Raw genomic sequence first — 26226 nt, 5'->3', positions numbered from 1 at the left:
ATAGTTAATTTTAACTCCAATTATATCACAAGATTTATGTACTTCATGCGACCATTTAGTGTCAACGGAGAACTGTCTGAAATATGAAACTCGCGATGATCGGGTTCGGGCAAGCCGGCGGGAAGGTCGTCGACCGCTTCCTGGAGTACGACGACCGCACCGGTAGCGCGATCGTCCGTGCGGCGGTCGCGGTCAACACCGCCAAGGCGGACCTGCTCGGACTCACACACGTTCCGGAGGAAAAGCGCGTCCTGATCGGTCAGGCGCGCGTGAAAGGTCACGGCGTCGGCGCCGACAACGAACTCGGCGCGGAAGTCGCCGAGGAGGACATCGACGAGGTCCAAGGCGCGATCGACGGGATCCCGACCCACGAGATCGACGCCTTCCTGATCGTCGCCGGCATGGGCGGCGGCACCGGGAGCGGCGGCGCGCCCGTCCTCGCACGCCACCTCAAGCGCATCTACACCGAACCCGTCTACGGACTCGGCATCCTGCCCGGGGGCGACGAGGGAGGGATCTACACGCTGAACGCCGCCCGCTCGTTCCAGACGTTCGTCCGCGAGGTGGACAACCTGATGGTCTTCGACAACGACTCGTGGCGCAAGACCGGCGAGTCCGTCGAGGGCGGCTACCGCGAGATCAACGAGGAGATCGTCACCCGGTTCGGCATCCTCTTCGGCGCCGGCGAGGTCGCCGCGGGCGACGAGGTCGCAGAGAGCGTCGTCGACTCCTCGGAGATCATCAACACCCTTTCCGGTGGTGGGGTCTCGACGGTGGGCTACGCCTCGGAGGTCCTCAGTCGGGAGGAGTCGACCGGCGGCGGCCTGCTCTCGCGCTTTACGGGCGGGAACGAACCCGAGGTCGACACCGCCCACACCACCAACCGGATCACCAGCCTCGTCCGGAAGGCCGCGCTCGGACGGTTGACCCTGCCCTGTGAGATCCGGGGGACCGAACGCGCCCTGCTCGTGATGGCCGGTCCGCCGCGACACCTCAACCGGAAGGGCATCGAACGCGGGCGCAAGTGGATCGAGGAGCAGACCGGCAGCATGGAGGTCCGCGGCGGGGACTACCCCGTCACCGGGGCGGACGAGGTCTCGGCCGTCCTCTTGCTGTCGGGGATCAACGACGTTCCTCGCATTCGGGAACTCCAGCAGGTCGCCGTCGAGGCGCAGGACAACATCGAGGAGATCCGCGAGGAGAGCACGACCAACCTCGACCGGTTGGTCAACGACGACGGCAACGAACTCGACCCGCTGTTCTGACGGGGCGTCGAACCCCACCCCTTATTAGCGCTCGTGGCCGACCCGCGAGCGATGCGCGTCGTCGTCCCGTTCGCCACGGTCGAGCCCAAAACCCGGCTGTCGAGCCTGCTCAGCCCCGGGGAACGACGCGAGTTCTCGCGGGCGATGCTCGGGGACGTCCTCGAAGGAGTCAGGAAGGCGGGCGGCGAAAGCGAGGTGCTCGCGACGGCGCCCCTCGACGTGGACGCTCCGACGACCGTCGACGACCGGCCGCTCACCGAGGCGGTCAACGCGGCGCTCGATCCCGAGACGGCGGTCGTGATGGCCGATCTGCCGCTCGCCACGTCCGACGCCCTCGAGGAACTGTTCGAGACGTCCGGCGACGTCGCCCTCGCGCCGGGCCGTGGCGGCGGGACGAACGCGCTCGTCTCTCGCCATCCGGACTTCCGCGTCGACTACCACGGCGGCTCGTTTCTGAAACACCGCGCGAGCGCGGCCGAGATCGGTTCGGTAGGGGTCGTCGATTCGCACCGGCTGGCGACCGACATCGACGAACCCGCCGACCTCGTCGAGGTGCTGATTCACGGCGATGGCGCGGCCGCAGACTGGCTGCGTGACACGGGCTTCTCGCTGGTGCGACGCGAGAGCCGCCTCGCCGTCGAGCGGGAGTGACTCATAGGGATTATCGTAGCCAACCGGATCCCTCGATCCCGAGAGCTGACATCGTGGTTCGATCCCCGGGCAGGAAACCGATGGACCTCTACGATACTCCCTATCAGACGGCGCCGCGCTCTGCCTCGATCCGCTCGACGTACGCCTCGGTGATCCGCTCCAGGATCGCCTCGCCGGCCTCGGGCGTCGCCTCGCAGGGATCGCCCAGTACGCCGGTTTCGGTGATCGCCGCGAATCCCTCGCTCAGCAGGCGCGAGACCGAGATCTCGCCCTCGCGGCCGACGGCGAGTTCGTCGGTTCGGACGAGGTCCTCCGCGACCGCGAGCACGATGGCCGTCTCGGCGGCCCCCGCGTGGATGACCGGCTCCTCGTACTCGACGCCGGCCTCCCGGAGACCCTCGTTCATCAGCTCCATCAGTTCGTCGAGGTCCGCGAGCGCGATCACGCTCGCATCGATCTCCCGGGCGACCTCGGGCGCGACGGTGTTGACCGGCGCGAAGTTCCCGCCGTGAGTGGGGAGGAGGACGATGTGCTCGAAGCCGTGTTCGTCGAGCGACCGGCAGTACGCTCTACTGGTTTCCATCAACGTTTCGGAGGGAACCGTGATCGTCCCCGGGAACTCCATGTGGTGGCCGGAACAGCCCGGACGGATCGTCGGGGCCGCGAGCGCATCGCCCAGCCTTTCGGCGACCCGCCGCGCGAGTTCGTCGCCCGCGAGCGTGTCCATGATCAGTGGGAGGTGCGGGCCGTGCTGTTCGACCGATCCGACGGCGACGACCGCCGTTTTCGTTCCGTTTTCGAGCGCCGCCTCGACCTCGGGCCAGGTCCGTTCCTCGAGGAGTACCGACTGCCGTGTGGACATGGCTCGTTCGACGGACGACTCGGACATAAACCCGCACGACGCGGAACCGGCCGGTAGCCGGGGGTTTTTGTCGCTGGGCGAGTACTGGAAAACGATGATCCCGGGGGCCGAGGAGTACGACATTGACATCTCGTTCGACGACCCCGAGGTGGACCGCGCGCTCGCCGTCGGGCCCGAAGACGTCTCGTCGGCCCCCGAACTCACCTTCGCGAAGAACGTGTTCGTCCCCCTCACCACCGCCTGTCGCTACACCTGCACGTACTGTACGTACTTCGATCCGCCGGGGCAGGCCAGCCTGCTCTCTCGCGAGGAAGTACGGGAGATCCTCGAGACGGGCGTCGAGGCGGGCTGTACGGAGGCGCTCTTTACCTTCGGCGACGACCCCGACGACCGGTACACGGAGATTCACGACCGGCTCGCGGCGTGGGGCCACGACTCGATCCACTCGTACCTCCGTGAGCTGTGCGAACTCGCGCTCGACGTCGGCATCCTACCCCACTCGAACCCCGGCGACCAGACCCGAGAACAGATGGAGCGGGTCGCGGACGTCAACGCGAGCATGGGCGTCATGTTGGAGACGACCGCCGGCGTCCGGGCCCACGGCGGTCCCCGGGCGAAGTCGCCGGGCCAGCGCCTCGCCACCATCCGAACGGCGGGCGAACTCGGCGTGCCCTTCACGACGGGCATCCTCGTCGGGATCGGCGAGGGGTGGCGCCACAGGGCAGAGAGCCTGCTCGCGATCCGTGAACTCCACGAGCGCTACGGCCACGTCCAGGAGGTGATCGTCCAGCCCGTCTCGAACAACGAGCGCTGGCGCGAGGGGTCGCCCGACCTCGGGACGATGCGCCGAACCGTCGCGATGGCGCGGGCGACCCTCCCCGAGGACGTCTCCGTCCAGGTTCCCCCGAACCTCGCGCCCGTACGGGACCTGCTCGACTGCGGGGTCGACGATCTGGGCGGCGTCTCGCCGATCACCGACGACCACATCAACCCCGACTACGCCTGGCCCGCGCTCAGGGAGTTGGAGGCGATCGCCGACGAGGCGGGCGTCCCCCTCGAAGAGCGCCTCCCGGTCCACGACCGATACGTCGACGGGGAGTGGCTCTCGGAGCGAGTCCGGCGGGGAATCGATTCGATCGGCGACTCGAAGGCGCCGCTCGAACGGCGATGACGCCCTGCAAGCGTGAGTTCAACGGAATGACGATCCCATCGCATCCCGGTTCGTATCGGTAAATCGGACGCTTTATGCCGTTCGATACGTTAACAAATAACATCGAGTGATTCGATGATCGAAGCGTCCACGGGAGTTAGCCATGAGCGATGAGGGGACGGACGAGGGGGACGAAGCGGAGTCGAAAAAATCGGCGACCGACGAGCGAACAGGCGGCGCGTTAAGGGGATTCCGGCTCGAGGCCGGGTTGCGACCGCTGACGGACCTGCTGGGGAGCCTGATCGAGGTGAACGTGAGCGACGCTCCGGTCCGGTCGCAGGAGCCGAACGACGAGAGCGAGCCGATCCATCGATCGACCGCGGACGAACCTCGATCGAACCGGACGAAACGCGTGCGATCGACGGGATCCGAAAACGGGGAGTGTTTCGTCGACACACGGTGGATCGACGACGAGTACCTCGTGACCGCCGACGTTCCCGGAGCGAGCAAGGACGATCTCTCGGTCGGCATCGATCCGCGGACGAACGAGCTCGTGATCGGCAGGGACGGATCCGCCCTCGAGCGCGTCGATCTCCCGTGGGCGTCCGCCGAAGCGACGACGGTACGGTTCAACAACGGCGTTCTCGCGGTCCGACTGCGACCGACGGAGTGAGCCGTCGACTCCCGATACCTGGAACACGTTTCGCTCGCGCGAGGCGACGGCTCACCCCAGCCAATCGGGCGTGAGGTCGGGCATCCGTTTGCGGTAGGTGGTGTAGACGACCGAGATCACCAGCGCGAGCAGCATGACGTTCCGGACGAGGCCGTCGTAGAGGACGAGCACGGGGAGGGTGACGCCGCCCATCAACACGAGGTCCTCCGGCGCGCCGTCGTAGCGGATCCATCTCCGAGGAGCGATCCAGCGCCCGAGGACGTGGGCGTAGACCGCCCGCTGGGAGGTCCGCTCCCACGGGCGGAGTTCGTGGCCCGCGCCCGCGGCGTCGGTCACGGCGTGGACGGTCGCCCCGAGCGCGAAAAAGGCCGCTCCGACGCTCTCGACGGAGGGCGCGAGGACGGCCCAGACGGTCGCGGGGAGGGCGACGACCCACCCGACGATCGGGAAGTGAAGCGTCTTCCTGTGGGTCCCGAAGAAGAGGTCGAGGTCCGGGAACACGCTTCCCAGGAGGGCGGCGACCGCGGCGACCGCGGCGAACTCCGGGGCCACGAGGACCGTCACGGACGCCATCGCAACGCCGATGGCCCCGTGCGTGGTGTTCATCATCCCTCTATTCTACGTCCCGAGGGAGATATGCGTTCCGAACCGCGCGATCGGTTGGCGAGCGTCACTCGACGACCATCGGCGTGCCGTCCGCACGCGGCCCCAACCGTGGCCCGTGTGGGCCGTCCTCGGGGTCGACACGTCGCTTCTCTCGATAGTCGGTCGAGCGCTCGACGGGGACCCGCCCCACCGAGGCGATCATCTCGACCAACTCCCCGACGCTCCGGAACTCGCCGTGTTCCCCGCCGGCGCGTTTGGTGATCTCCTCCGAGAGGATCGTCCCCATGAAGTCGTTCGCGCCACAGGAAAGCATCTTCAGGCCCTGCTCGTCGCCGTACTTCACCCAGCTCGACTGGATGTTCTCGATGTTGTCGAGAAAGAGCCGCGAGACGGCGATCAGGAGTTCGTCCTCGTCGGTGCTCGCCCCGCCCGTGACCACGCCGCGTTCGTACAGTGGCGTCGACTGATGGATGAACGAGAGCGGAACGAACTCGGTGATCGCGCCGGTGCGGTCCTGGAGATCCCGAACCCGTTTCAGGTGCATCACGCGGTGGGCCTCGTTCTCGACGTGGCCGTACATGATCGTCGAGGTGGTGTCCAGCCCGACGTTCGCGGCGGCCTCGATCGCCCGTTCCCACTCGTTCGAGTGTATCTTCCCGGGGCAGATCACGTCCCGGACCTCGTCGACGAGGATCTCGGCGGCGGTGCCCGGAACCGAGTCCAGCCCCGCCTCGGCCAGCCGGCTGTAGACCTCCTCGTAGCTCCAATCGGTCCCCCGGCGGGCGTGATACGCCTCCTCGGGCGTCATCGAGTGGACATGGACGCCCCCGACGCTCATCGCCTCGATCTGCTCTGCGTAGGTACTGGGATCGGTGACGTAGCGCTCGGGCGGCTTGAAGTTCAGTTCGGGGTCCTCGTCCGCCGCTCGCAGGACCTCGAGATGCTCGGAATCGAGCGCGAACGCCGGATGCAGCCCCGAGACCGAACAGACCTCGTAGATCCCCAGTTCGAGCGCGTTCGAGACGATTTTTCGGGACTCCTTGGGCGTCTTCGTGAAGCCGGGATGCTCGACCGCCGAATCCACTTCAAAATTGCTCGCGGTGTCCTTGAAGTTACAGAACAGACAGCCCGTATTGCAGGCGGTGGTGACGTTGTTGTTGAGGTTCGCGACGAACGTGACCTCCTCGCCGACGACCTCGGCACGCCGGGCGTCGGCCGCCTCGAGGACGAGTTCCTTGCGTTCGGGGTCGATCCCCGCCCGATCGGAGCCGGTCGTCATGAGTTCGATCCCGTCGTCGACCGTGAGCCGCTCGCCGGCGCGTGCCTTCGCGAGCGCGTTCTCGAAGGACTGGTCGGTCTCCGGTCGGTGATCGAACGCGAACTCGCGTTCGACCTCGGGCGTGACGGCCATCACCGTATGACGCCACCCCACGGACAAAAATCTGATCGGTACCGGCGGTTTCCTCGCCGGGTGGCGACGGCCGACACACCGACAGCGATAAACCGTGCTGGTCGGTACCTCCTACCCCGATGGACGCGATCTTCTTCGACATCGGCGGCGTGCTCCTCGATTCGGCGTCGGTTCGGCGCGCCCACGAGCGCTTCATCGCCGACCTCCGCGACGAGTACGACCTCGACGCCGGGAACCCCCTCGAAACGTGGCGCGCGGAGGTGGGCGCGCACTTCCGCGAGCGCGAGGGAACGGGGTTTCGCTCGGCGCGGGCGGGCTACGAGCGGGCGATCGACGCGCTCGGCGTCGAGGGGGAGTGGGAGTCGGCCTTCGATCGCGCCCTCTCCGAGACGATCGAACCGAATCCGGGGGCGATCGAGGTCGTCGAGACGCTCGCCGAGTACGACCTCCATTTCGGCGTGATCAGCGACGTTGACGCGGCGGAGGGGCGGCGGATCCTCGCCACCTTCGACATCCTCGAGGAGTTCGACTCGATCACCACCTCCGAGGAGGTCGGACGAACGAAGCCCGATCCAGCGATGTTCGAGACGGCGCTCGAAAAATCGGAGACGACTCCCGAGCGCTCGCTGATGGTCGGCGACCGGTATCGCCACGACATGGCGGGGGCGAAGGACGCCGGAATGGTCACGGCGGCCTACGGTGCCGAGGAGGGTCCGGCGATAGATCACCGACTCACTGACCTGCGCGAGGTCCTCGACCTCGTTTAGGACGCGAGTTCCTCGATCGTCCGCTCGGCCATCTCTTTCCCTGCGTTCGACGGCACCACGACGATCGGTTCGGTGATCGGGGCCGTCTCCGCGACCCGTTCGAAGCGCTCGCGTGCTTTTTCGGGGGTGCCCGCGACGCCCAGCGCGTCGACCATCTCGTCGGTGACACCCTCGCGAGCGCTCGCGCGCTCACCCGCCCGCCACGCCTCGGCGATCCGCTCGGCCTCCTCGGGGAAGCGCTTCGCCACCGCCCGGCGGTAGCCCTCGCCGCTGCCGACGTAGTAGGCGACGTGCCCGCGGATCGCTTCTCGCGCCTCGTCGGGATCGTCGGCGACCGCGGCGGGGACGTAGGGCGAGACGGCGAGGTCGGGATCGCGACCCGCCTCCCGGGCGGTCCGCCGGACCGTCTCGAACGCGCTCCCCAGATTCTCGAACGGGATCATGTGTGGCAGCCAGCCGTCGGCGGTGCGCCCGGTCGCGCGTCGGCTCGTCTCGCCCAGCGCGGCGGCGTAGACCGACACCTCGCCGTCGAGCGCCGGGAAGTCCTGTACCGAAAAGACCTCGCCGTCGTATTCGACGCGGCCCTCACCGGCGGTGAACGCCCGGACGAGTTCGGCCGTCTCGTGGAGCCGGCGGACGGGTCGGTCGTACGGGATACCATGCAGATCCTCGATCGCCTTGGGCGTGCTCGGGCCGATCCCCAGCCTGATCGGTCCCGAGGCGAGATCGGAGAGGGAGGCGGCCCCGCCCGCCAGAACCGCCGGCGAGCGCGAAAATACGTTGACGATGGCCGTCCCGAGCGCCGCGTCGGTGTGGGGCGCGACCGCCGCGAGCGTGACGAACGCGTCGTGTCCCCAGAGTTCGTTGGCCCAGATCGAGTCGTAGCCCTGAGAACCCATCCAGCGGGCGAAGTCGGGAGTCGGTTCGGCGGAGTCGGGTAGCAGAACGCCGCGTGGCATACCCGGCCGTTCGGGCGGGCGGGTCATGAACCCCGAGGGAGGTATAAGCCCGCCTCGTCCAAACGATAGGTATGATCGACGCGACGATCACGCCGATAGACCGCGGGCGGGTGCGTGCCGACAGGAACTACATGATCGAGGGGTACAGGCTCGCGAGCGCGAGCGACCCGAACCCCGACGCCGAGATCGTTGAGACGCCCGTCTACGACCTCGTGATCGAGCACCCCGAGGGGACGATCCTCTGGGACACCGGCTCGCACCCCGAGGCCGGCGATGGCTACTGGCCCGCGTATCTCTATGAGGCCTTCGAGCACTACGACGCGGACGAGCACCCGCTCGAAGGCGATCTGGAGGCGGCGGGCTACGCGCTCGCGGAGATCGACGCGGTGATCCAGAGCCACCTGCATCTCGATCACGCCGGCGGCCTCCACAACTTCGCGGGGACGGACGTGCCGATCTACGTCCACGAACGCGAGCTGAAACACGCCTACTACAGCGCGAAAACGAACGAGGGCGACCCCGCCTACCTCGCTCGGGACTTCGATCACGACCTGAACTGGCGGGTGATCCACGGCGAGCGCGAGACTCGCTTCGAGGGGATCGAGTTCCTCCACCTGCCGGGCCACACGCCGGGGCTGATGGGGCTTCGCCTGACGCTTCCCGAGGCCGGGACCGTGATCGTCGCGGGCGATCAGGCCTACGTCGCGGAGAACTACACCGAGGAACGCCCGCTCGGTCCCGGACTGCTCTGGAGCAAGCGCGACTGGTACGAGAGCCTCCGGATGCTGAAGGAGATGGAGCGCCGCGAGGACGCGACGCTGTTTTTCGGCCACGACCCCGACTCGCTCGCGCGGCTTTCGGGCGGGCTTCGTTAAGCGTCCAACCGCACTACGAGCGCGGGCAGGGTTTCGGTCACGTCCTCGCGGAAGAGGAGGTCGGCCCGGTTATCGTGTGGCGTCGGATCGAAATTACAGATCGCGAGCACCCCATCACGGGCGCCGGCCTTCGGGAGTGAGGCGGCGGGTTCGACGGCGAGCGAGGAGCCGACGGCGAGAAAGACGTCGCTCTCGTCGGCGAGCCGGCGTGCCTCGGCGAAGATCGCCTCGGGTAGGGACTCGCCGAACAGTACGACATCCGGTTTGAGGAGGCCGCCACAGTCACAGCGCGGCGGGCGCTCGCCGTCGCGGACCCGCTCGCGGACGGGTTCGGCGTCCAGTTTTCGTCCGCAGTCGATACAGACAACCCGGCCGGCGTTGCCGTGGAGTTCGAACACCTCCCGTGATCCGGCCTCCCCGTGTAGGCCGTCGGTGTTCTGCGTGATCACGGCATCGAGCCATCCACGGGATTCCATCGTCGCGAGCGCCTCGTGGGCGGCGTTGGGTTCGATTTCCGGACCGAACATCGCCTCGTGGAGCTTCACCCTGTCCTCCCAGAAGCCGGCCGGATCGGAGAGAAAGCGCTCGATCCGGAAGTCCGCGGGGTCGAACTCGGCGTTCCAGATCCCGTCTTCGCCCCGGAAGTCGGGAACCCCCGAGGCGGTGCTGACGCCCGCGCCGGTCAGCGCGACCGTCGAGTCTGCGTCCCGGACCGCACTCACGAGTCGGTCCAGCGCCTCGTTCATGGCCCCGCTACGGCGGCCGGCCGGATAACGCTCCCTCTACCGGCGGAACGCGAGGAGGTGCGCCAGGGCCGAGCGAAACTTGAGCGCCGCTTCGGGGACTCCGAGTCGGAAGCGAATCGAGTCCCAGGCGAACCGAAGCCGGTACTCGTAGTCGGCGATCCGGTGGGTGATGGGCGCGTCGTAGCGCCCGCAGTGGGTACACTCGCCGTCGAGCATCAGGGGGCAGTCCACGCCACGGGCGACGCAGTCGGGGCAGAACCGAACGTCCATACCCCTACTATTACCGCGTGAATAGTAGTTATACATACATGAAAGTGAATTAACCAATGGCTAACGCCGTGAACGGGAAACGTTCATGCCGGGGCCGAAACGACGGACCCCATGAACGAGGGGAGACGATGACGAGCGTCAAGGAGTTCGAGATCGAGCGCGAACCCACCCCGTCCTCGCCGGGCGCGGGCGCGTTCGTCTTCACGGACGCCTACTCGGTGTTCGACTGGGGACGGATGCCCGATACGATCCCGTGGAAGGGGGCGAGCCTCTGTACGATGGGTGCGTTCAACTTCGAACTGCTCGAGAGCGAGGGGATCGCGACCCACTACCGGGGCGTCGGCGAGGGCGCCCGATCGCTCGCGGCGGTCGAGACCCCGCCGACCCGGATGGCGATCGACCTGGTGCAGGTGCCCGACCTCCCCCACGACGGACGCGAGTACGACTACGACGCCTACCACTCGAGCGCGGGCGATAACTACCTCGTCCCCCTCGAGATCGTCTTTCGCAACCGGGTCCCCGAGGGGTCGAGCCTCCGGCGTCGGAGCGAACCCGCAGACCACGGATTGGAATACGGGGCGTGGCCCGACGGGGCGGTCGAACTCGACGAACCGATCGTCGAGTTCTCGACGAAGTACGAGGAGAGCGATCGGTACCTCTCCCGCGAGGAGGCCGACGCGATCGCCGGGAAAGCCGACGTCGAGGACCTCGAAACCGTCGCCCGCGAGGTCAACCGCGTCGTGAGCGAGCAGGCGAACTCGAACGGGTTCGTCCACGAGGACGGCAAGATCGAGTGCCTCTACCACGCCGGCGAGGTCCGCGTGGCCGACGTCGTCGGGACGTTCGACGAGAACCGCTTCTCCTACGGGGGCCAGGAGCTATCGAAGGAGGTCCTCAGGGGGTACCACAAGCGTACCCAACCGGAGTGGGTCGAGGCGGTCGCGTCGGCGAAGGAGGAGGCGAAATCTCGGGGGGTCGCGGACTGGCGGGCGCTGTGTGAGCGCGATCCCGAGCCCCTCCCGACGGAGGTGCTCGATCTGGCCTCCGAGATGTACGCCGCGGGGACGAACGCCTACACCGGCGAGGAGTGGTTCGCCGTCCCGCCGATCGAGTCGGTCGTCGAACGAGTAGGGGGCCTCTAATCGGTCAACACCTCGCCGATCCCGTCGATCGGCCGGTCGGGGTTGATCCCGTCGAGCGCAGGGTCCATCCCGAGTTGGTACTCGCCGTCGCCCCGGAGCTCGGTCCGCCCACGGTGGACGGCGATCGCCTTGTCGAGGTGCAGTCGAACCGCCTCCAGTAGCGCCTCGGCTTCGAGGGGCTGGCCGCGGCGTTTGATCTCCGCGAGGTCCGCGTCGTCGGGCACGTTGAACGCGCGCTGGGTGATGATCGGCCCCTGGTCGAGGTCGGTCGTGACGTAGTGGGCGGTCACGCCCGCAATGCGCACCCCTTCCTCGATGGCCTGGCGATACGCCTCGGCGCCGGGAAACGCCGGCAGGAGGCTCGGATGAACGTTGATGATGCGGTCCTCGTAGCGGAAGACGACGTTCGGGCCGAGGATGCGCATGTACCGGGCGAGGACGATCAGGTCGACTTCGTAACGCTCCAGCAGGTCGAGCAGACGCTCCTCGCTCGCGCTCCCGGACTCGGTGCCGACGTCGTGAAACGGGACCCCGTATCGGTCGGCGAGCGGCTTCAGATCGGGGTGGTTGCCGATCACGACCGAGATGTCCGCCCCGAGTTCGTCGTTGGCCCACGCCTCGAACAGCGCCTCGAGCGGGTGGCTCTCCCGCGTGACGAGCACGGCGATTCCCTGCGTCTCGCGGTCGGCCGGGAAACGCACCCGGACGTCGACCCCGAGGTCCTCGCCCAACCCGTCGAGGGCCTCCCGCAACGCCGCTTCGCTGCACGTCATCCCGCTGGCGTCGACGTGCATCGTCATCCGGAACAGCCCGTCCCGCACCGCCTGATCGAGGTCCTCGATGTTGATCTCGCGTTCGAACAGCAGGGTCGTCACGCGGGCGATCAGTCCGGTCTTGTCGTCGCCCACGACCGTTATCTCCGTCAGCGGGGGCGTCATCGCCGCCACCTCGTGGTACGGGTCATCACGCCCTCTCGATGGCTCGCGGCAAAAAGTGTGTCCGTCCGTCCGGGTTCACGGAACCGCTCTCCCGAATCGAGGACGCACGTTCGTGCATCAAGTCCACGAGTAGAAAGAGCTTTTGAGCACGACCGCGCCACATCGAGTATGGCCGCGTACACCGCGATCGTGACCGTCCGCCTCAAGCGGGGCGTCCTCGATCCGGAAGCCGAGACCACGAAGCGGGCGCTCGAACGCCTCGAGTTCGAACTCGAGGACCTGCGATCCGCGGATCGCTTCGAGATCGACCTCGACGCCGACTCCGAGGCGGCGGCCGAGCGGCGGGCGGACGAGATGGCCGAACGACTGCTCGCGAACCCGACGATCCACGACTACGAGGTGGAGGTAGGGCGTCGAGAATGATCTCGATCGTTCGCTTCGGCGGGTCGAACTGCGACCGAGACGCGAAACGCGCCCTCGATTCGATGGGGATCGAGAGCGAGATCGTCTGGCACGAGGACGGACTGCCCGAGGACACCACGGGCGTCGTCCTCCCCGGCGGCTTCTCCTACGGCGACTACCTGCGGGCCGGCGCGATGGCCGCCCGCTCGCCGATCGTGGCGGAGGTTCGAGCGGTCGCCGACGAGGGCGTGCCCGTCCTCGGGGTGTGTAACGGCGCACAGATCGGCAGCGAGTCGCGACTGACGCCGGGGGCGTTCACGACGAACGCGAGCGCGCGCTTCCAGTGCGAGGACGTCCACCTCCGGGTGGAGAACGCGGAGACGCCGTGGACGGCGGCCTACGAGGAGGGCGAGGTGATCGACCTGCCGATCGCTCACGGCGAGGGGCGCTTCGAGGTCGGCGACGGGGAGCTAGAACGACTGGAGTCGGAGGGACGGGTCCTGTTTCGCTACTGCGACGAGGCGGGGCGGGTGACGACGGCTGCGAACCCGAACGGATCGGCGGGCAACGTCGCCGGGGTCTGCGGCGAGCGCGAGTCGGTCGCGGTGCTCATGCCCCATCCCGAACGGGCCGTCCTCGCGGATATCGGCGGTACTGACGGGCGCGGGATCCTCGAAGGGTTCGCCTAACGGCGGATGTCGACGGGGGCGTCGCTCGCGAGCCATTGGGCGGGGTCCTCGGTGTTTCTGATGATGAACCAGCCGTCCGCGTGGACGACCGCTTCGTCTGTCTCGTGTGCCATGTGGGTCGCCGTCGTCACCGACGGTACCCCCTCCTACGCCCCCTCCGTACTTCGTTAATTACCGCCGAGTTCGACTTAGCCTGCGGTTAACTCACCGGGCGAGCGGCATGTTGTAGCCCGTCTCCCGGGCCATCACCGCCTCCCACGTCGCTTTACACTCGCAGGAAACCTGCTCGAACACCGACGGGTCCTGTCGGAGGTCGAAGTCCTTGATCGCGCGCTGGAGGCGGTCGTCACACCCCCCGCAGTTGTGCGGGCCCCGCTCGGAGCCGTGTCCCACGGGGTCCGAGACGACGATCGCGTCGGCGTCGGCGGTCGATTCGAGCACCTCCGCGACCGACCAGAGCCACGGCGGGCGGTAGCCCCCGCGGAAGTAGAGTTCGTCGACCATCGTGTAGCGCTGGACGTTGGTCGGGTTCATCGAGACGGTGTGGGCGTACTCCGCACACCGGCGGACGGAGCGTTTCATGTCCTCGACGGCCTCGCTCTCGGAGAGGAACGGCGGTTTGAGGAGGAGGTAGGCCTTGATCCCCGCGCCTGCCGTCGTGGCGGCCTCGCTCGCTTCGATGAAGTCGGAGAACTCGAAGTACTTGTTCACGCAGTCACGACGAACCCGGTCCGTGGCCGTTTCGAGGCCGACCGCCACGTCCGTCTCGAGGCCCCGGTCGGTGAAATCGGCGACCCGCTCGCCCTCGACGAAGTCCGGCAGGCTCTCGACGACGATCCGCTCGCGGTCGGCGAAGGTTTCGGCGATCGCCCGTCGACTCTCGGCGCCCACTTCGCGCTCGTCGAGGAAGCTTCCGGAGGTGTAGATCTTGATCAACGGGCTCTTCTCGTCGGCCTCCTCGCGCTCGTGTTCGAGGCAGACCTCGATCTGGTCCATCAGCGCCTCGTGGGAGACCGACCCGCCCTCGACCGATTCGGCGACGTAGCCACACATCGTACAGCCGCCCGCGCGCGCCCAGCGACACCCGCCGGTGTTGAGGATGATCGTCAGCGACTGGCGAACGCCGTCGGGCGTGTTGTCCTCGTCGATCCAGACCCGCGTGGGTTCGTGGGGGTCGTAGTGTTTCTCCTTCTCGGCGCGAATGGAGCGCATCACCCGGTTGTGCGCGTCCATCCCGCGCCCCTGTTCGTAGACCTCGGGACTCGGTTTACTCATTGACCGCGATAGCCGCCCGCGGCCTAAAGCGGCTTCGTCTCCCCGCCCTACTGGTCGGGGTTCTCGTCCTGCGCCTCGACGAAGACGGCCTGCTCGACGAACTCCTGGCCGCCGCCGGTCCGTATCTGGATCGTCCGGCCGGGGAGGTCCGGGTCGTCCTCCTCGTTCTCGTCCTGGGGGACCGAGACCGCGGCGACCCCTCCGATCGTGAGGGTTCGGCGCTGGATCGGGTCGCCCTCGTACTCGACGGTCTCCCACGTCTCGACGTCGAAATCCTGGATGTTCTCGCCGAAGTACTCCTCGCTGTCCTTGTTCACGGAGTCCTCGGTCTGGGATTCTCCCGTGGTTCGGTTGTCGTCGAAATCGACTTCCTCGTGTTTGTACTGGTGGAGATGCACGAGCATACACCCGAGTTCGCGCACTCGCTACATAAGCGGTGACGTGGGAGGTGCCACCCGTTTAAGCGTGGGAAAACCTTACAACCCGGGACCGAGAGTAGGGGTCGTGAAGGAATTCCAGATCTATCGGGAACTCGACGAGCCGATCAGCGACGAGGAACTCGACGACGCCGCCGAGGAGTCGGGGCGGGTCCTCGAGGAGATGCGCGAGGAGGGGACCGAAATCCGGTGGAACGAGTCGGACGTGCTCACCGACGGTGAGGGCGGCGTGATCGGTACGTTCTGTCAGTACGAGGCCGAGAGCGAGGAGGCCGTCGAGGAACACGCGGAGCGGGCGGGTCTCCCGGCGACGACGATCGCCCGAAAGGGCCCCGCGCTCGACGGGGAGTAGGGCGGAGGCGTTTTATCGGCGCGGGGAGAAGGTGCGGTATCGATGCGCACGGAAGAGTTCTGGGTGCTCGACGAGGACGACCGGGAGGTCGTCGCCCGGTTGACGCCGGGGCTGGGCGAGGACGCCGCCCGCGTCCTCGCGTACCTCCTCCTTCGCTCGGCGGTCGAGGAGGGCCCGGCGACGGAGCTCGCGCTCCGGATCGGGACGGGGTTGAACCGGAACGCGATCGCGTCGGCGGTCGACCGCCTCGAATCGGCGGGGGTCGTCGACCGGACGGCCGTGCGCGACGACGGCCCCGGCCGCCCCCCGACGGCGTGGCGCGCGAGGTCGACCCTCGACGCCAGCCCCACGGAGGTGTACCGGCACCACGCGGGGGCGTTGCTGGATCGCGCGGCCGAGCGTTTCGGCACCGAAGAGGGTGCCCCGGACGATCGGGACGAGCAGGACGAGCGGCTCACGCTCGGGTTGAACTGGCGGCCCAACGGGCTCCACCTCCCGTTTTACGCCGGGCACGAGGGCTACGACGAGTTCGGGGTCGAGGTCGACGTCGAACACCGCGAGGGCTCCCACCGGGCGCTCGACGCCCTCGTCTCGGGCGAATCTGACGTGGGACTGGTCGGCGCGGCGACGGTCCTCCGGGCGCGGGCGGCGGGCGAGGCGGTGGTGCCGATCGCGGTCGTCTACCAGCGGGCGATGGCCGTCCTCTACACGGTTCGCGAGCGGTTCGGCGAGCCGTTGACCGGCGTCGATCAGCTCCGCGACCGGCGGGTCGGGATGCCCGCGCGGTCCGAGACGCGGGTGCTCGGTCGCCTCTTTCTGAGCCAGGTCGCGCCCGACGGGGGCGTCCGCATCGTCGATACGGCCGGCGAGGAACAGGACGCCCTCCTCTCGGGGGAGGTCGACGTCGTCACGGGGTCGTTCTCGGACCCCCGGCGGCTAGAGCGGCGGGGCATGACCGTCGACACGCTCGCGGTGGCCGACCGCTTCCCGATCTACGGGCCGACGCTCGTCGTGCGCGAGGGGACGCTGTCGGCGCGCCGAAGCGCCCTCGAGGGATTCCTCGCGGGGACGACCGCCGGCTGGGCCGAGGCGCGTCTCGATCCGACCCCCGCGGCCGAGCGGGTCGCGGCCCGCTCGTCGGGGTCCGTCGACCGCGCCGTCCGAACGTTCGAGGTCGCGAGCCGCGAGTTCGGCGGGAGCGACGCGGTGCGCGAGCACGGCTGGGGCTGGCAGCGCGAGGAGACGTGGGAGCGTCTCCGGGCGGCGCTCGATCAGGGGTCGCTGCTCTCGGGGCCGGGGAGTGCATGATCGACCTCGAGGGGGTGACGGTCGCCTTCGAGGACGTGACCGCCGTCTCGGAGGTCGACCTCCGGATCGAGGACGGCGAGTTCGTCACGGTCGTCGGCCCGTCGGGTTGCGGGAAGACGACCCTGCTCCGGGCGATCGGCGGGCTGGAGGAGCCGACCAAGGGGGAAGTACGGGTCGACGGCGACGCCCCCGCGGCCGCGCAGGCGGCCGCCCGGTTGGGATTCGTCTTCCAGAACCACACCCTCCTCCCGTGGAAGAGCGCGCTCGAGAACGTCACCTTCCTGCGGGAGATGGCCGGCGAGGAGCCGAACCGCGAGGGGGCGCGGGAACTGCTCGCTCGGGTGGGGTTGGCGGGGTTCGAGGACGCGAAGCCCCGGGCGCTCTCGGGCGGGATGCGCCAGCGGGTGTCGATCGCGCGGGCGATCCACCTCGGGGCGGACGTGCTGTTGATGGACGAACCGTTCGGCGAACTCGACGAGATCACGCGCGACGAACTCGGGGTCGAACTCCGGGAGGTCTGGCGACGCGAGCGAAAGACGGTGGTGTTCGTCACCCACAGCGTCCCCGAGGCGGTCTTCCTCGCGGATCGCTGCGTGGTGATGCGCGGCGAACCCGGCCGGATCGAGCGGGTCTTCGAGGTCGACCTCCCGAGCCCCCGCGACGAGCGCGTGTTCGACTCCCGGGCGTTCCAGAAGCGAGTGGCCGCCGTCCGCCGGGCGCTCCACGAGAGCTATGCCTGAGGCGGGCGCGGTGGGCCGGTTCGTCCGCGATCGCGGGCGTGTGAGCTATCCGCTGGCGGCGCTCGTCGCGGCGGTCGGCGGCTGGTGGGCGCTCGTCCTCGCGTTCGACGTCCCGCCGTTCGTCCTCCCGTCGCCGCCCGCGGTCGCGGCCCAGCTACTGGACAACCCCGGACTCTACGGCCGAAACGCCCTGTTCACGCTCGAAAAGGTCGTCTACGGGGGGTCGATCGGGATCGCTGGCGGGTTCGTCCTCGCGCTGGGCGTGGCGTACCTGCCGTGGTTCCGGCGGGCGGTCTACCCCTATCTGGTGACGGCGCGGGTCCTCCCGAAGGTCGCCGTCGCGCCCGTCCTGCTGATCTATCTCGGGACGGGCATGACCACGGCGGTCGTCTTCGTCGCGCTGATCGCCTTCTTCCCGATGGTGCTCAGCACGGCGGCGGGGCTCTCGAACGCCCCCACCGAGTACCACGACCTGCTCGACTCGGTCGCGGCGGGGCCGGTTCGACGAATCGTCCACGTCGACCTGCCCTACGCGCTGCCCGACGTGTTCGCGGGGCTGAAACAGTCCGTGACGCTCGCCGTCGTCGGCGCGGTGATCGCCGAGTGGATCGTCGCCGACAACGGGTTGGGGTTCGTGGTCCTGCTGGCGTCCGAGAACGTCCGGGCGGACGTCATGCTCGCGGCGCTCGTCGTCCTCGTTCTGGAGGGACTCGCGCTCTACGGCGTGGTCGCCCTCGTCCAGCGGGCCGCCGGGCGATGGAGTGCGGTCTGATCACCGCCGGACTGCGCGCTCGGCGGCGACCGGGAGGAGGTAGAAGCCGACCCCCAGAAGCGAGAGGACGACGAGCGCGGCGAACGATTCGGCGGTCCGGAGGAAGGTCGCGGTGTAGAAGACGCGATAGCCCAACCCGGCGTCGAGCGCGACGAACTCCGCGACGACCGCGCCGATGACCGACAGCGTCGCGGCGATCTTGGCCCCCGCGAGGACGCTCGGGACGGCCGCCGGAACCCGGACCCGGAGGAACACCCTCCAGCCGGGCGCGGCGACCGACTCCATCAGCGCGAGGTACGACGGCGGCGTTCCCCGCAGTCCGTCGAGGGTCGCGACCGTCATCGGGAACAGGGTGAGGGAGGCCACGAGCAGCGCACGCGCGGGAACCCCGCGGCCGAACCAGAGAAAGAGGAGGGGCGCGATGGCGATCAGCGGCGCGATCCGCAGCGCGACGACGTGGGGCAACACGGCCCGGGTCAACGCCGGCGAGGCGGTCATCGAGAACGCGAGGGCGAGACCGAGCGCCGCCCCGGCGAGCAGTCCGGCCCCGGCGGTGAGCGCGGTGACGGCGGCGTCGGCGAGCAAGACGGAGTACGTCTCCGCGAGCGCGCGTGCGACCTCGGCCGGCGACGGGAGGATCAGCGTCGGGATCGCGTAGACGGTCACGAGCGCCTGCCACGCGAGCAGCAACCCGGCGAGCGTCACCAGCGGCGGTGCGACGCGGACGACGGCCGTTCGGCCGGAAGCACCGACGAACCGCTTCGCTCCCGGCGACGGCAGGAACTGGCGGCGACGATCCGGCTCCTCGTCGACCATTCGCCGCACTCACTCCCCGACCAGGTCGGCGTAGTCCGCGACGTACTCGGAGCCGGTATCGAGGTAGTCGTTGGTCCAGGCGGCGTCGGGATCGACGCTCTCCTCGAAGAAGCCACCCGCGTCGAGCGTCGCGTAGGTCTCGCGCCACGTCTCGGGGTCGCTCGCCCCCCATCCCTGCTCGCGAACGGTCTCGGAGACCATGTACTCGGTACGCATCGCGTCCCACTTGTCGCGCTGGTTCTCGCGCACCTCCTCGAGTTCCGGCTGGGCGGCGACCAGCGCGTCGATCGCCTCCTCGGGGTGCTGGCTCGCGTGGACCGCTCCCCGGGCGGTCGCCCGGAGGAACGACGCGACGGTCTCGGGGTTCTCCCCGCCGAAGGCCTCCTCGACGGCCAGCAGGTGGCCGTACGAGGGGATCGTCTCGGCGATCGGGAGCGCGTCGATCGCGTAGCCCTGGTGTTCGGCGTCGACCACGTCGCTGAAGACGCCGGCGGCGGCGTCGATCTCGCCGGTGAGCAGTTGCTGGACGGTGTCGAAGCCCGAATCGACGTACTCGACCGCGTCGAGAACGCCGTGAGAGTCGAGGTACACCTCGGTCATCTGGCGGACCATCCCGGGGCCGCTCCCCAGCGTGCGCCCGCGGAGCTGGTCGGCCCCTTCGAGGGGCTCGCCGAAGTTCTCGCGCGCGCTGAAGACGACGACCGGGTTCCGTTGCATGAGGACGCCGACGCACTGCGGCGCGAGGCCCTTGCTGGTGACGTTCAGCACCTGATCGGGGCTCGTGAGCGCGAACTCGGCGTTGCCCACCCCGACCTGCTGGGCGGCGAAATCCGAACCCTGTCCGCTCTCGATGTCGACGCTCTCGAACCCCTCGTCGGCGTAGAAGCCGTTCTCGAGCGCGGCGAAATAGGGCGCGTGGAGCCCTCCGATCCGCCAGTTGAGCACCATCGACACCGACGCGACCTCCGGTGCCGGCGTGTCACTCTCCCCTTCGTCCTGCCCGCCGGTCGACCCTCCGCCTCCGATCCCGGGATCGCGCTCGGCGGTACAGCCCGCGAGCGCCGCACCCCCGATCGCGCCGATGAACGCGCGCCGTGTCTGCTGCATGATAGCTTTCACTGGAGAGTGGGAATCCCTCGGTATAAACTATACGGGAAAATACTCAAGTACTCCATCGTCGCTGGAGCCGCCGGTTTCGTGCTCCTCGGCGACGCGATGTACGAGTCGCTGGCCCGCAGGCGGGGGCCGACGAGGTGATCATCCCCGAGGTCGTCAGCGGCGAGCGGGTCACGGAGTCGCTTCGACCCGCCGACTGGATCACTCGACGTCGTCGTGAGTCAGTAGCGGCCGCTCGCGTTCGCCCGCGGGCGGGTCGTAGGTGATGACCTCGAGGAGGTTGCCGTCCGGATCGAGGAAGTAAAAGCCCTCGAACTCCCCCCAGTCGTACGGTCCCTGCTTGGGGAACTGGCCGTCGAGCTCCTCGGAAAGCGCGTCGTACTTCTCGCGGGGGGCGTCGAAGGCGATGTGGGCCTTGTCCAGGGGGTGGTCGATCCCGGCCTCGTTCCAGCCGTCGGCGCGGCCGGTCTCGGCGAGCGTCACCACCGTCCCGCCGGCCCGGAACATGGCGTGGGCGCCCTGAAAGTCCTCGGGCGGGCGGAGCAGTTCGAGTCCGAGGACCTCGCGGTAGAACTCGTAACAGCTCTCCAACTCGTTGACGTCGACGTTGATGTGGTCGACAGCGTCCATACCGTAGGGGCCACCGCCGGCCACAAATACGTTGATACTGTCGGTCAGAACTCCGTACATCGGCCGCTGGCAGGACGGGACCCACTCTGCGCGGCGGCCTCTCACCGCAGGCACACGCCGTCGACTGTCCCATGACCGACAGGGTGAGGCCTACCCGGAGATCGGGACCCCGCCGAAGACGAAGACCGCGACGATCCAGTAGCCCACGTAGAGCCCGCCGAGCAGGAGCCCGTGCCAGCGCCGGATCCGCCCGGTGGCGATGAAGTACGCCCCGAGGGCGGTCACGACGAGCAGCGCCGGGAAGTGAAAGTACAGCACGCTCGATCCGATGTTCAGGTCGGCGAGCAGCAGGATGAAGCCGATGTTGCCCGTCACGGAGAAGACGACGCTGCCGATGACGTGGCCGATGCCGATCTCGGGGATGCCGCGGCGCACCGGTTCGAGGGTGAGGAGGACGTTCTCGAAGGTCAGAAGCAGCGTGATGACGGTGGCACCGAAGACGGTCTCCTCGAGGCCCGACTCCTCGAGGACGACCTCCGAGCCGGCCTCGATCAGCACGGAGCCGAGGACGACGCCCGCCAGCGCGACGCCCGCGAGGCCGACCCAGACGTAGCCCGCGTAGGACAGGCCGCCGACGAGACGGTCCTCAAGGATCGGTTCGAGGCGCTCGTGGGCCGTGACGCCGCCGTCAGACTGGGGGATACCGCCGTCGGTCTCGACGCGCTCGACGACGTCGGTGTCGCGGAACACGGGGACGTCCCGGTGGTGTTCCATGTAGACGATGTAGGCGAGAAAGGCGAAGAAGACGCCCAGCAACGCGACCCCGTGGATCACGGAGAGCGTCCCAAGGAGCACGAGCGGGAGGAGGATCAGCGGCGAGACGACCATCAACGCGAGGTAGTCCCTCGGGATCTCGACGGAGAAGGGGCGAGCGACGGCCGCGACCGCGAGCGTGATCCCGACGATCGCCAGGGCGGTCCCCAGCGCGGTCCCGAGGGCGGCGTCCTCGAGCCCGCCGGAGGCGAACACCAGCGCGAGGATCGTGTCGTCGAACTCGAAGCCGGTGAACAGTATCGCCAGCGAGAACACGGACACGCCCAGCCCCACCGCCGCGCGCGTCATGTAGCTGATCAGTTTCTCGACGAACGCGATCAGGATCACCCCACCGGCCGCGAGCACCACGACCGCGAACCACAGCCCCTGCGCCTCTACGAACGACTCGATGGCTTCCTCGACCATGCCACCGGATCGGAGGCGACCGTTATGAATATTGGTAACTAGGTACGCGAATACGGAGGCATTTTATACACGGATCGGATCCGTCCGTTCCGGTCCGTTACCCGACGAACGGGCCGGAGTTGCCGATCCAGTCGCGTTGACCGTCTTCGGCGGCGTTCCCATCGGCGGACGGGTCACAGCAGGTAGTTCGCGCCCCAGTAGGCCGCGTACAGCCCCAACAGAACGACGCCGCCCGCGCGGTCGACCCGGCCCCGGAAGAAGAGCGCTGCGACCGCCAGGAGCGTCACGAGGAAGAACGGCCAGTGGACGGTCAACACCGTTCCGCCGGTGTTTATCGGACGGACGAGCGCGAGGACGCCGACGTTCGCCGTCACGAAAAAGAGGACGCTCCCGACGACGTTGCCGACGCCGAGGTGGGGGCGGCCCTGCCGGGCGGGCTCGACGGTCAGGAACAGCTCCTCCAGCGAGGCGACGAAGCTCATGACCGTCGCGCCGAAGACCAGCCCGGTGACCCCCAGGACCGACAGCAGGTCGCGCGCGCCCGTCACCGCGAGTTCCGAGCCGACGGTCATCCCGAGGGTGGCGACGAGCGCGATCCCCAACTGATACCAGCCCTCGTAGCGCTCGCGCAGCGAGTCGTCGCCGGCGTCCCCGTCGTCCTCCTCGGATCCCTCCTCGAGCGCCTCCTCGACCTCCTCGGCCGAGAGGTATCGCGTACTCCGGTTGCGTTCGAGGGCGTAGACGATCCCCAAAAGCGGGAGGAACGAGCCGGTGAGAAGCGCGCCGTCGAGGCGCGAGAGCGTCCCGTCGAACGCGAGCACGAACAGGAGCGACGGGGCGCCGAGCGCGAGCAAGAGGTACGACCGGGGCACCGCGGTCTCGAACGGCGTGAGCACGCCCGCGAGCCCGACGGCCGCACCCAGCACGAACAGCGCCTCCCCGAAGACGGTGCCGAGCGCGAGATCCGGGAGCCCGTCGACGACGGCCGCCAACCCGAGGATGGCGTTCTCGAGGTCGGTCCCGGCGAGGACGACCGTCAGGAAGAAGCCCGAGACGCCGATCGAGAGCGCGCTCTCGGCGACCGCCTCGATGAACGTCTCGACGCTCGCGATCACCAGCACGACGCCGGCGAGAAAGAACGCGAGCGCGATCAGTTCCGCCGGGAGTCCGAACGGCATGCTCGGCACCGACGCGACGACGGGCCATAAGTGCGGGCCCCTCGGGTGGAGGATGTCGATCGCCCCGACGCGGTCTCGACGGCGCTACCGACCGATCCGGTCGGCGTACTCGGCGATCGCCGGGGCCTCGCCGTCGAGGTACTCATTCGTCCAAACCGCTCGAGGGTCGATCTCCCCGTCGAGCAGGTCGGTCTCGGCGAGCGTCTCCCCGAGGCGCTCCCACCGCGCGGCGTCGTGGTTGCCCCACCCCTCCCGGGCGACGTGCTCGGTGAACTGCAGGTCCTCGGCGGCGGTCTCGAACTTCACGCGCTCGATCCCCCGGTCGCGTTCGAGGGTGGCGTTTCGCGCGACAAGCGCGTCGATCGCCGCCGCGGGGTCGGTCGTCGCCGCGGCCCACCCGCGGGCCGTGGCTCGGAGGAACCCTCGAACGGTATCGGGGTCCCCGGTGGCGAATTCCGGGTTCGTCACGAGCGTCATCCCGTAGATCGGGAGGTAGTCGCCGATCGGGAGTTCGTCGGCCTCCCGGTCGTGCTCGCGTTCGAGTTCCGTTCCATTGGTGACGACCCCGACCGCGGCGTCGACCGACCCGTCGAGCAACTGGTGTTCGACGCGGTGGTGCGTGTGGGGGTCGACATCGAGGAGGTCGACCTCGTCCCTGATCCCGGCGTCCGAGAGGAGCTGGGCCGCGAGGATCCGCGTCTTGGTCGCCGAGGGCGCGACCGTCTTGCCGGCGAGCTGTGTTGGCTCTTCTAAGGGCTCGCCGAAGACGTCCCGGAGCGTGTAGACCGCCGCGGGCGTCTTCTGGGTGACGGCGGCGACCGCCAGCGGCTCGTGACCCCGGCTCTGCACCGAGAGCACGGCGCTCGCGCCCGCGAGCGCGAAGTCGGCCCGCCCGCGGGCGGCCTCCTTGGCGGCGAAGGGCGAGCCGTGGCCCTCGACGAACCTGACCTCTATCCCCTCCTCCTCGTAGAACCCCCGCTCCCGCGCGAGGAAGTAGGGGGCCTGAAAGCCGTTGGGTTCCCAGTTGAGCTGGAAACTGATGGAACTCATTCGGGGACCTCCAGGCGGAATAAGCCGTCTGGAAGGTGATCGACGCCGATTGCCTCCTCGCCCGCGACGTCGAGCAGGTGGTCGAACAGCCGGTCCATCCCTTCTATCGTACTCTCGTCCCAGTCGGCGACGACCATGTCGCGCCAGCCGTCCCGCACGGCACGAATCACCTCGGGGTCGTTCTCGTACATCAGCTCGTCGCCGATGGTCTCCCAGAGCTCGTCGTCGCTGGTCAGCTGCTCTACCGCCTCGCCGTAGGCGCGCTTGAACCCGCGGATCGCTTGGGGGTCGTCCTCGAAATAGTCCTCGCTCGTCAGAAACGTCGATATCGGGAGCTTGTTCTCGGTGCCCGAGAGGCGCTGAACGAGATCCGAGACCGGAAACGCCTCCCGATAGGGGCCCGTCTCGGTGATCTCGGGGACGATCGGCCAGAACTGGAAGATTCCGTCGACTTCACCGGCACGAAGCATCTCCGTGAGTCCGACCTTCGAGCCCGCCTCGATGGGTGTCGCCTCCTCGTCGGGGTCGAAGCCGTGGAACTCGCGGCACGCGGCCCGCGTGAGGATCCAGTTCTTGTCGAGCCGACGGACGACCCCGAGGCGCTTCCCGCGGAGGTCCTCTAGTCCCTCTATCTCCGAATCATCGGGCACGACGAGCCCGCCGACCGTCCGCCCGTAGGGGTGGAAGGCGACGATGGGCGCGCCCTCCGCGCGCTCGCGCGCAGTTGAAATGTAGTCGATGTCGATCAGGTCCGCGTCGCCGTCCTGGAGTTTGGCCTCGACGGTCTCGACACCTCCCTCCAACTCATCGGAGACGAGTCGCACGTCGAGATGGAAGCCGTGGTCGTGGTCGAAGCCGAACTTCTTGATCGTATAGAGCATGTACCGCGGGCTGCCGTTGTGCTCGAAACGCGCGCGCAGCACGGGCAGCTCCCCTGAATCGTCGTGGAGCGCGTCGAGCGCCTCCTGTTGGGTCTCGACGTCCATGTCAGTTGGCGACGATCCGGTCGATGTCCGCGCTCTCCTCTACTAGCTTCCGTTCCTTCATCCACTCCAGATGCGCGTCGAGTTCGGCCCTGTCGGCGCGCTCGGGCACCTCGTACCGCGGCACCGAGAGGTCCGCCCGGACCGCGTCCATGTCGACGTCCTCGAAGAGGTCAGGCGCGACTCTCGAATCCTTCTCGAGCATGTCGAGATACTCCGCTCGATAGCGCTCGGGGTTCGCGTTGATCTCCATCGCCGCGCGGTCGTAGGCGGCCATGAACGCGTCGAGCACCTCTCCATCTACGTCCTCGCCGCCGACGATCCCCATGTGGTTCTCGAAGGTGAGGACCTCCCGGAAGCCCATGTGCTCGGCGAGCGTGCTCTGGGGGTCGAGCAGGATCGCGGCCGCGACCTCGCCGTCCCGCAGCGCTCGCAGGCGGTCGGTCGGCATCCCGAAACCTTCGAGAGTCACGTCCTCGGGGGCCATGTGCTCCTCCAGCGCCCGCATCGCGGTGTACTCCTGGCCGGTTCGGCGGTTGACCGCGACCGGCACCCCCGCGAGGTCGGCCGGATCCTCGATCCCCGAATCGGGCCGGACGAACACGGTGTAGGGCAGGTCCGCGAACGTGCCCTTGGCGACGATCCGGCCGTCGTCCATCTCCCACGTACGCTTGATGGACTCCCACTTGCAGATCGGGTAGAGGTCGACGCCGTGATCCCCCGTCAGGCTCGACTCGCTCGGGATGTACTTCACGTCGACCGATTCGCGCTCGCGCTCGATCAGTTCGACCGCCAGCCCCGCCTCCTCGAAGTACCCCCGCTCGTGTGCCACCCGCTGGGGGAGCATGAACGAGAACGGGAGGTGAAACAGCCGCACACTGTTACCGGTTCCCATGTCTCTAGGTCGATGGGGAGTGTTCCACT

General features: G+C 68.3%; 30 protein-coding genes and 1 pseudogene. 14 read left to right on the top strand and 17 right to left on the bottom strand.

Annotation, left to right across the window (positions count from 1 at the left end; all coding sequences use genetic code 11):
- The first annotated feature begins 83 nt into the window (after positions 1–83).
- Complete coding sequence (locus tag QRT08_RS10995; RefSeq protein WP_286045995.1) at positions 84–1265, top strand: tubulin/FtsZ family protein; 1182 nt, start codon at positions 84–86, stop codon at positions 1263–1265.
- Between the two features lie 51 nt (positions 1266–1316).
- The gene (gene cofC / locus QRT08_RS10990; RefSeq protein WP_286045994.1) at positions 1317–1916 is read left to right on the top strand and encodes a 2-phospho-L-lactate guanylyltransferase; all 600 of its coding nucleotides are present in this window, start codon (positions 1317–1319) and stop codon (positions 1914–1916) included.
- Positions 1917–2019: 103 nt separating this feature from the next.
- On the opposite strand, the gene QRT08_RS10985 is transcribed toward cofC, so the two are convergent.
- On the bottom strand, positions 2020–2778 hold the full coding sequence (locus QRT08_RS10985; protein ID WP_286045993.1) for a creatininase family protein: 759 nt from the start codon (positions 2776–2778) through the stop codon (positions 2020–2022).
- A gap of 94 nt (positions 2779–2872) precedes the next feature.
- Between QRT08_RS10985 and cofG the strand changes: the two genes are divergently transcribed.
- A complete protein-coding gene (gene cofG / locus QRT08_RS10980) occupies positions 2873–3949 on the top strand; it encodes a 7,8-didemethyl-8-hydroxy-5-deazariboflavin synthase subunit CofG (RefSeq protein WP_286045992.1) in 1077 nt (358 codons plus the stop codon).
- 142 nt (positions 3950–4091) lie between these two features.
- The gene (locus QRT08_RS10975; RefSeq protein ID WP_286045990.1) at positions 4092–4601 is read left to right on the top strand and encodes an Hsp20/alpha crystallin family protein; all 510 of its coding nucleotides are present in this window, start codon (positions 4092–4094) and stop codon (positions 4599–4601) included.
- A 51-nt stretch (positions 4602–4652) separates the two neighbouring features.
- Here QRT08_RS10975 and QRT08_RS10970 read toward each other — a convergent pair whose 3' ends face one another.
- Complete coding sequence (locus QRT08_RS10970; RefSeq protein WP_369684833.1) at positions 4653–5210, bottom strand: metal-dependent hydrolase; 558 nt, start codon at positions 5208–5210, stop codon at positions 4653–4655.
- Positions 5211–5271: 61 nt separating this feature from the next.
- Positions 5272–6618, bottom strand: a complete 1347-nt coding sequence (gene cofH, locus QRT08_RS10965; protein ID WP_286045988.1) for a 7,8-didemethyl-8-hydroxy-5-deazariboflavin synthase subunit CofH — start codon at positions 6616–6618, stop codon at positions 5272–5274.
- 119 nt (positions 6619–6737) lie between these two features.
- Between cofH and QRT08_RS10960 the strand changes: the two genes are divergently transcribed.
- A complete protein-coding gene (locus tag QRT08_RS10960) occupies positions 6738–7385 on the top strand; it encodes an HAD family hydrolase (RefSeq protein ID WP_286045987.1) in 648 nt (215 codons plus the stop codon).
- Here QRT08_RS10960 and QRT08_RS10955 read toward each other — a convergent pair.
- Positions 7382–8344 (bottom strand): LLM class flavin-dependent oxidoreductase, encoded by a 963-nt coding sequence (locus tag QRT08_RS10955; RefSeq protein WP_286045986.1) that lies wholly within the window; start codon positions 8342–8344, stop codon positions 7382–7384. The genes QRT08_RS10960 and QRT08_RS10955 overlap by 4 nt on opposite strands.
- 71 nt (positions 8345–8415) lie before the next feature.
- Between QRT08_RS10955 and QRT08_RS10950 the strand changes: the two genes are divergently transcribed.
- Positions 8416–9219 (top strand): N-acyl homoserine lactonase family protein, encoded by an 804-nt coding sequence (locus QRT08_RS10950; RefSeq protein WP_286045985.1) that lies wholly within the window; start codon positions 8416–8418, stop codon positions 9217–9219.
- On the opposite strand, the gene QRT08_RS10945 is transcribed toward QRT08_RS10950, so the two are convergent.
- Both QRT08_RS10945 and QRT08_RS10940 read right to left on the bottom strand, forming a co-directional pair.
- A complete protein-coding gene (locus tag QRT08_RS10945) occupies positions 9216–9965 on the bottom strand; it encodes an SIR2 family NAD-dependent protein deacylase (protein WP_286045984.1) in 750 nt (249 codons plus the stop codon). The two genes, QRT08_RS10950 and QRT08_RS10945, sit on opposite strands and share 4 nt — an antisense overlap.
- A 36-nt stretch (positions 9966–10001) precedes the next feature.
- Complete coding sequence (locus QRT08_RS10940; protein ID WP_286045983.1) at positions 10002–10235, bottom strand: hypothetical protein; 234 nt, start codon at positions 10233–10235, stop codon at positions 10002–10004.
- 128 nt (positions 10236–10363) lie between these two features.
- Here QRT08_RS10940 and QRT08_RS10935 point away from each other — a divergent pair, with 128 nt between their 5' ends.
- Entirely contained in the window at positions 10364–11377 is a 1014-nt protein-coding gene (locus tag QRT08_RS10935) for a phosphoribosylaminoimidazolesuccinocarboxamide synthase (RefSeq protein WP_286045982.1), read from the top strand.
- Here the strand turns inward: QRT08_RS10935 and QRT08_RS10930 are convergent.
- A complete protein-coding gene (locus QRT08_RS10930) occupies positions 11374–12315 on the bottom strand; it encodes a formyltetrahydrofolate deformylase (RefSeq protein WP_286045981.1) in 942 nt (313 codons plus the stop codon). The two genes, QRT08_RS10935 and QRT08_RS10930, sit on opposite strands and share 4 nt — an antisense overlap.
- 168 nt (positions 12316–12483) lie before the next feature.
- Between QRT08_RS10930 and purS the strand changes: the two genes are divergently transcribed.
- Together purS and purQ are read left to right on the top strand one after the other, a co-directional pair.
- Positions 12484–12738 (top strand): phosphoribosylformylglycinamidine synthase subunit PurS, encoded by a 255-nt coding sequence (purS, locus tag QRT08_RS10925; RefSeq protein ID WP_286045980.1) that lies wholly within the window; start codon positions 12484–12486, stop codon positions 12736–12738.
- Complete coding sequence (gene purQ, locus QRT08_RS10920; RefSeq protein ID WP_286045979.1) at positions 12735–13406, top strand: phosphoribosylformylglycinamidine synthase I; 672 nt, start codon at positions 12735–12737, stop codon at positions 13404–13406. Before purS ends, purQ begins: the two co-directional genes overlap by 4 nt.
- Before the next feature lie 204 nt (positions 13407–13610).
- Here purQ and QRT08_RS10915 read toward each other — a convergent pair whose 3' ends face one another.
- Together QRT08_RS10915 and QRT08_RS10910 are read right to left on the bottom strand one after the other, a co-directional pair.
- Positions 13611–14681, bottom strand: a complete 1071-nt coding sequence (locus QRT08_RS10915; protein WP_286045978.1) for an archaeosine biosynthesis radical SAM protein RaSEA — start codon at positions 14679–14681, stop codon at positions 13611–13613.
- A gap of 47 nt (positions 14682–14728) precedes the next feature.
- Complete coding sequence (locus tag QRT08_RS10910) at positions 14729–15085, bottom strand: hypothetical protein (protein ID WP_286045977.1); 357 nt, start codon at positions 15083–15085, stop codon at positions 14729–14731.
- Positions 15086–15185: 100 nt separating this feature from the next.
- On the opposite strand from QRT08_RS10910, the gene QRT08_RS18830 reads away from it, so the two are divergent.
- From QRT08_RS18830 to QRT08_RS10890, 4 genes are read left to right on the top strand one after another with little or no spacing between them, the layout of a single operon-like run.
- Positions 15186–15470 carry a nickel-binding protein gene (locus QRT08_RS18830; RefSeq protein ID WP_286045976.1) on the top strand — a complete coding sequence of 95 codons (285 nt, stop codon included), beginning with the start codon at positions 15186–15188 and terminating at the stop codon, positions 15468–15470.
- A 42-nt stretch (positions 15471–15512) separates the two neighbouring features.
- Positions 15513–16778 carry an ABC transporter substrate-binding protein gene (locus tag QRT08_RS10900; RefSeq protein WP_286045975.1) on the top strand — a complete coding sequence of 422 codons (1266 nt, stop codon included), beginning with the start codon at positions 15513–15515 and terminating at the stop codon, positions 16776–16778.
- Positions 16775–17518: an ABC transporter ATP-binding protein gene (locus QRT08_RS10895; RefSeq protein ID WP_286045974.1), complete on the top strand. Its 744-nt coding sequence runs from the start codon at positions 16775–16777 to the stop codon at positions 17516–17518. The genes QRT08_RS10900 and QRT08_RS10895 overlap by 4 nt, the downstream gene beginning before the upstream one ends.
- Positions 17511–18290, top strand: a complete 780-nt coding sequence (locus tag QRT08_RS10890; RefSeq protein WP_286045973.1) for an ABC transporter permease — start codon at positions 17511–17513, stop codon at positions 18288–18290. The genes QRT08_RS10895 and QRT08_RS10890 overlap by 8 nt, the downstream gene beginning before the upstream one ends.
- On the opposite strand, the gene QRT08_RS10885 is transcribed toward QRT08_RS10890, so the two are convergent.
- Positions 18291–19106: an ABC transporter permease gene (locus QRT08_RS10885; RefSeq protein ID WP_286045972.1), complete on the bottom strand. Its 816-nt coding sequence runs from the start codon at positions 19104–19106 to the stop codon at positions 18291–18293.
- 9 nt (positions 19107–19115) lie between these two features.
- On the bottom strand, positions 19116–20213 hold the full coding sequence (locus QRT08_RS10880; protein ID WP_286045971.1) for an ABC transporter substrate-binding protein: 1098 nt from the start codon (positions 20211–20213) through the stop codon (positions 19116–19118).
- Positions 20214–20303: 90 nt separating this feature from the next.
- Between QRT08_RS10880 and QRT08_RS19025 the strand changes: the two are divergent.
- Positions 20304–20488 (top strand): annotated as a pseudogene (locus tag QRT08_RS19025) (hypothetical protein); the annotation flags it as partial.
- On the opposite strand, the gene QRT08_RS10875 reads toward QRT08_RS19025, so the two are convergent.
- The 6 genes from QRT08_RS10875 to QRT08_RS10850 all read right to left on the bottom strand — a co-directional run bounded on the left by QRT08_RS10875 (position 20424) and on the right by QRT08_RS10850 (position 26197).
- Positions 20424–20852, bottom strand: coding sequence for a VOC family protein (locus QRT08_RS10875; protein WP_286045970.1), 429 nt, complete (start codon positions 20850–20852; stop codon positions 20424–20426). The pseudogene QRT08_RS19025 and the gene QRT08_RS10875 overlap by 65 nt on opposite strands.
- Before the next feature lie 150 nt (positions 20853–21002).
- Positions 21003–22091, bottom strand: a complete 1089-nt coding sequence (locus tag QRT08_RS10870; RefSeq protein WP_286045969.1) for a sodium:calcium antiporter — start codon at positions 22089–22091, stop codon at positions 21003–21005.
- 173 nt (positions 22092–22264) lie between these two features.
- A complete protein-coding gene (locus QRT08_RS10865; RefSeq protein ID WP_286045968.1) occupies positions 22265–23269 on the bottom strand; it encodes a sodium:calcium antiporter in 1005 nt (334 codons plus the stop codon).
- Positions 23270–23353: 84 nt separating this feature from the next.
- On the bottom strand, positions 23354–24319 hold the full coding sequence (locus QRT08_RS10860; protein ID WP_286045967.1) for an ABC transporter substrate-binding protein: 966 nt from the start codon (positions 24317–24319) through the stop codon (positions 23354–23356).
- A complete protein-coding gene (locus tag QRT08_RS10855) occupies positions 24316–25305 on the bottom strand; it encodes an ABC transporter substrate-binding protein (RefSeq protein WP_286045966.1) in 990 nt (329 codons plus the stop codon). The genes QRT08_RS10860 and QRT08_RS10855 overlap by 4 nt, the downstream gene beginning before the upstream one ends.
- A gap of 1 nt (position 25306) precedes the next feature.
- Positions 25307–26197: an ABC transporter substrate-binding protein gene (locus QRT08_RS10850; protein ID WP_286045965.1), complete on the bottom strand. Its 891-nt coding sequence runs from the start codon at positions 26195–26197 to the stop codon at positions 25307–25309.
- Between the last annotated feature and the right edge of the window lie 29 nt (positions 26198–26226).

Origin of the sequence: Halalkalicoccus sp. NIPERK01, from assembly GCF_030287405.1 — an archaeon.
Taxonomy (GTDB): domain Archaea; phylum Halobacteriota; class Halobacteria; order Halobacteriales; family Halalkalicoccaceae; genus Halalkalicoccus.
The sequence above is the reverse complement of the archived record's forward strand: the minus strand, read 5'-3'. Positions and strand labels throughout refer to the sequence as shown.

Bases quoted from the DNA above. Each gene is read 5' to 3' on its own strand.
- QRT08_RS10855 (WP_286045966.1), bottom strand. From the start codon at position 25,305: ATGGACGTCGAGACCCAACAGGAGGCGCTCGACGCGCTCCACGACGAT.
- QRT08_RS10955 (WP_286045986.1), bottom strand. From the start codon at position 8,344: ATGCCACGCGGCGTTCTGCTACCCGACTCCGCCGAACCGACTCCCGAC.
- QRT08_RS10940 (WP_286045983.1), bottom strand. From the start codon at position 10,235: ATGGACGTTCGGTTCTGCCCCGACTGCGTCGCCCGTGGCGTGGACTGC.
- QRT08_RS10900 (WP_286045975.1), top strand. From the start codon at position 15,513: ATGCGCACGGAAGAGTTCTGGGTGCTCGACGAGGACGACCGGGAGGTC.
- QRT08_RS10915 (WP_286045978.1), bottom strand. From the start codon at position 14,681: ATGAGTAAACCGAGTCCCGAGGTCTACGAACAGGGGCGCGGGATGGAC.
- QRT08_RS10860 (WP_286045967.1), bottom strand. From the start codon at position 24,319: ATGAGTTCCATCAGTTTCCAGCTCAACTGGGAACCCAACGGCTTTCAG.
- QRT08_RS10910 (WP_286045977.1), bottom strand. From the start codon at position 15,085: ATGCTCGTGCATCTCCACCAGTACAAACACGAGGAAGTCGATTTCGAC.
- QRT08_RS10945 (WP_286045984.1), bottom strand. From the start codon at position 9,965: ATGAACGAGGCGCTGGACCGACTCGTGAGTGCGGTCCGGGACGCAGAC.
- QRT08_RS10850 (WP_286045965.1), bottom strand. From the start codon at position 26,197: ATGGGAACCGGTAACAGTGTGCGGCTGTTTCACCTCCCGTTCTCGTTC.
- QRT08_RS10870 (WP_286045969.1), bottom strand. From the start codon at position 22,091: ATGGTCGAGGAAGCCATCGAGTCGTTCGTAGAGGCGCAGGGGCTGTGG.
- QRT08_RS10890 (WP_286045973.1), top strand. From the start codon at position 17,511: ATGCCTGAGGCGGGCGCGGTGGGCCGGTTCGTCCGCGATCGCGGGCGT.
- QRT08_RS10885 (WP_286045972.1), bottom strand. From the start codon at position 19,106: ATGGTCGACGAGGAGCCGGATCGTCGCCGCCAGTTCCTGCCGTCGCCG.
- QRT08_RS10935 (WP_286045982.1), top strand. From the start codon at position 10,364: ATGACGAGCGTCAAGGAGTTCGAGATCGAGCGCGAACCCACCCCGTCC.
- QRT08_RS10960 (WP_286045987.1), top strand. From the start codon at position 6,738: ATGGACGCGATCTTCTTCGACATCGGCGGCGTGCTCCTCGATTCGGCG.
- QRT08_RS10970 (WP_369684833.1), bottom strand. From the start codon at position 5,210: ATGATGAACACCACGCACGGGGCCATCGGCGTTGCGATGGCGTCCGTG.
- cofG (WP_286045992.1), top strand. From the start codon at position 2,873: ATGATCCCGGGGGCCGAGGAGTACGACATTGACATCTCGTTCGACGAC.
- QRT08_RS10975 (WP_286045990.1), top strand. From the start codon at position 4,092: ATGAGCGATGAGGGGACGGACGAGGGGGACGAAGCGGAGTCGAAAAAA.
- QRT08_RS10930 (WP_286045981.1), bottom strand. From the start codon at position 12,315: ATGACGCCCCCGCTGACGGAGATAACGGTCGTGGGCGACGACAAGACC.
- QRT08_RS10995 (WP_286045995.1), top strand. From the start codon at position 84: ATGAAACTCGCGATGATCGGGTTCGGGCAAGCCGGCGGGAAGGTCGTC.
- QRT08_RS10985 (WP_286045993.1), bottom strand. From the start codon at position 2,778: ATGTCCACACGGCAGTCGGTACTCCTCGAGGAACGGACCTGGCCCGAG.
- purQ (WP_286045979.1), top strand. From the start codon at position 12,735: ATGATCTCGATCGTTCGCTTCGGCGGGTCGAACTGCGACCGAGACGCG.
- QRT08_RS10880 (WP_286045971.1), bottom strand. From the start codon at position 20,213: ATGCAGCAGACACGGCGCGCGTTCATCGGCGCGATCGGGGGTGCGGCG.
- cofC (WP_286045994.1), top strand. From the start codon at position 1,317: ATGCGCGTCGTCGTCCCGTTCGCCACGGTCGAGCCCAAAACCCGGCTG.
- purS (WP_286045980.1), top strand. From the start codon at position 12,484: ATGGCCGCGTACACCGCGATCGTGACCGTCCGCCTCAAGCGGGGCGTC.
- QRT08_RS10895 (WP_286045974.1), top strand. From the start codon at position 16,775: ATGATCGACCTCGAGGGGGTGACGGTCGCCTTCGAGGACGTGACCGCC.
- QRT08_RS10865 (WP_286045968.1), bottom strand. From the start codon at position 23,269: ATGCCGTTCGGACTCCCGGCGGAACTGATCGCGCTCGCGTTCTTTCTC.
- QRT08_RS10950 (WP_286045985.1), top strand. From the start codon at position 8,416: ATGATCGACGCGACGATCACGCCGATAGACCGCGGGCGGGTGCGTGCC.
- QRT08_RS10875 (WP_286045970.1), bottom strand. From the start codon at position 20,852: ATGGACGCTGTCGACCACATCAACGTCGACGTCAACGAGTTGGAGAGC.
- cofH (WP_286045988.1), bottom strand. From the start codon at position 6,618: ATGGCCGTCACGCCCGAGGTCGAACGCGAGTTCGCGTTCGATCACCGA.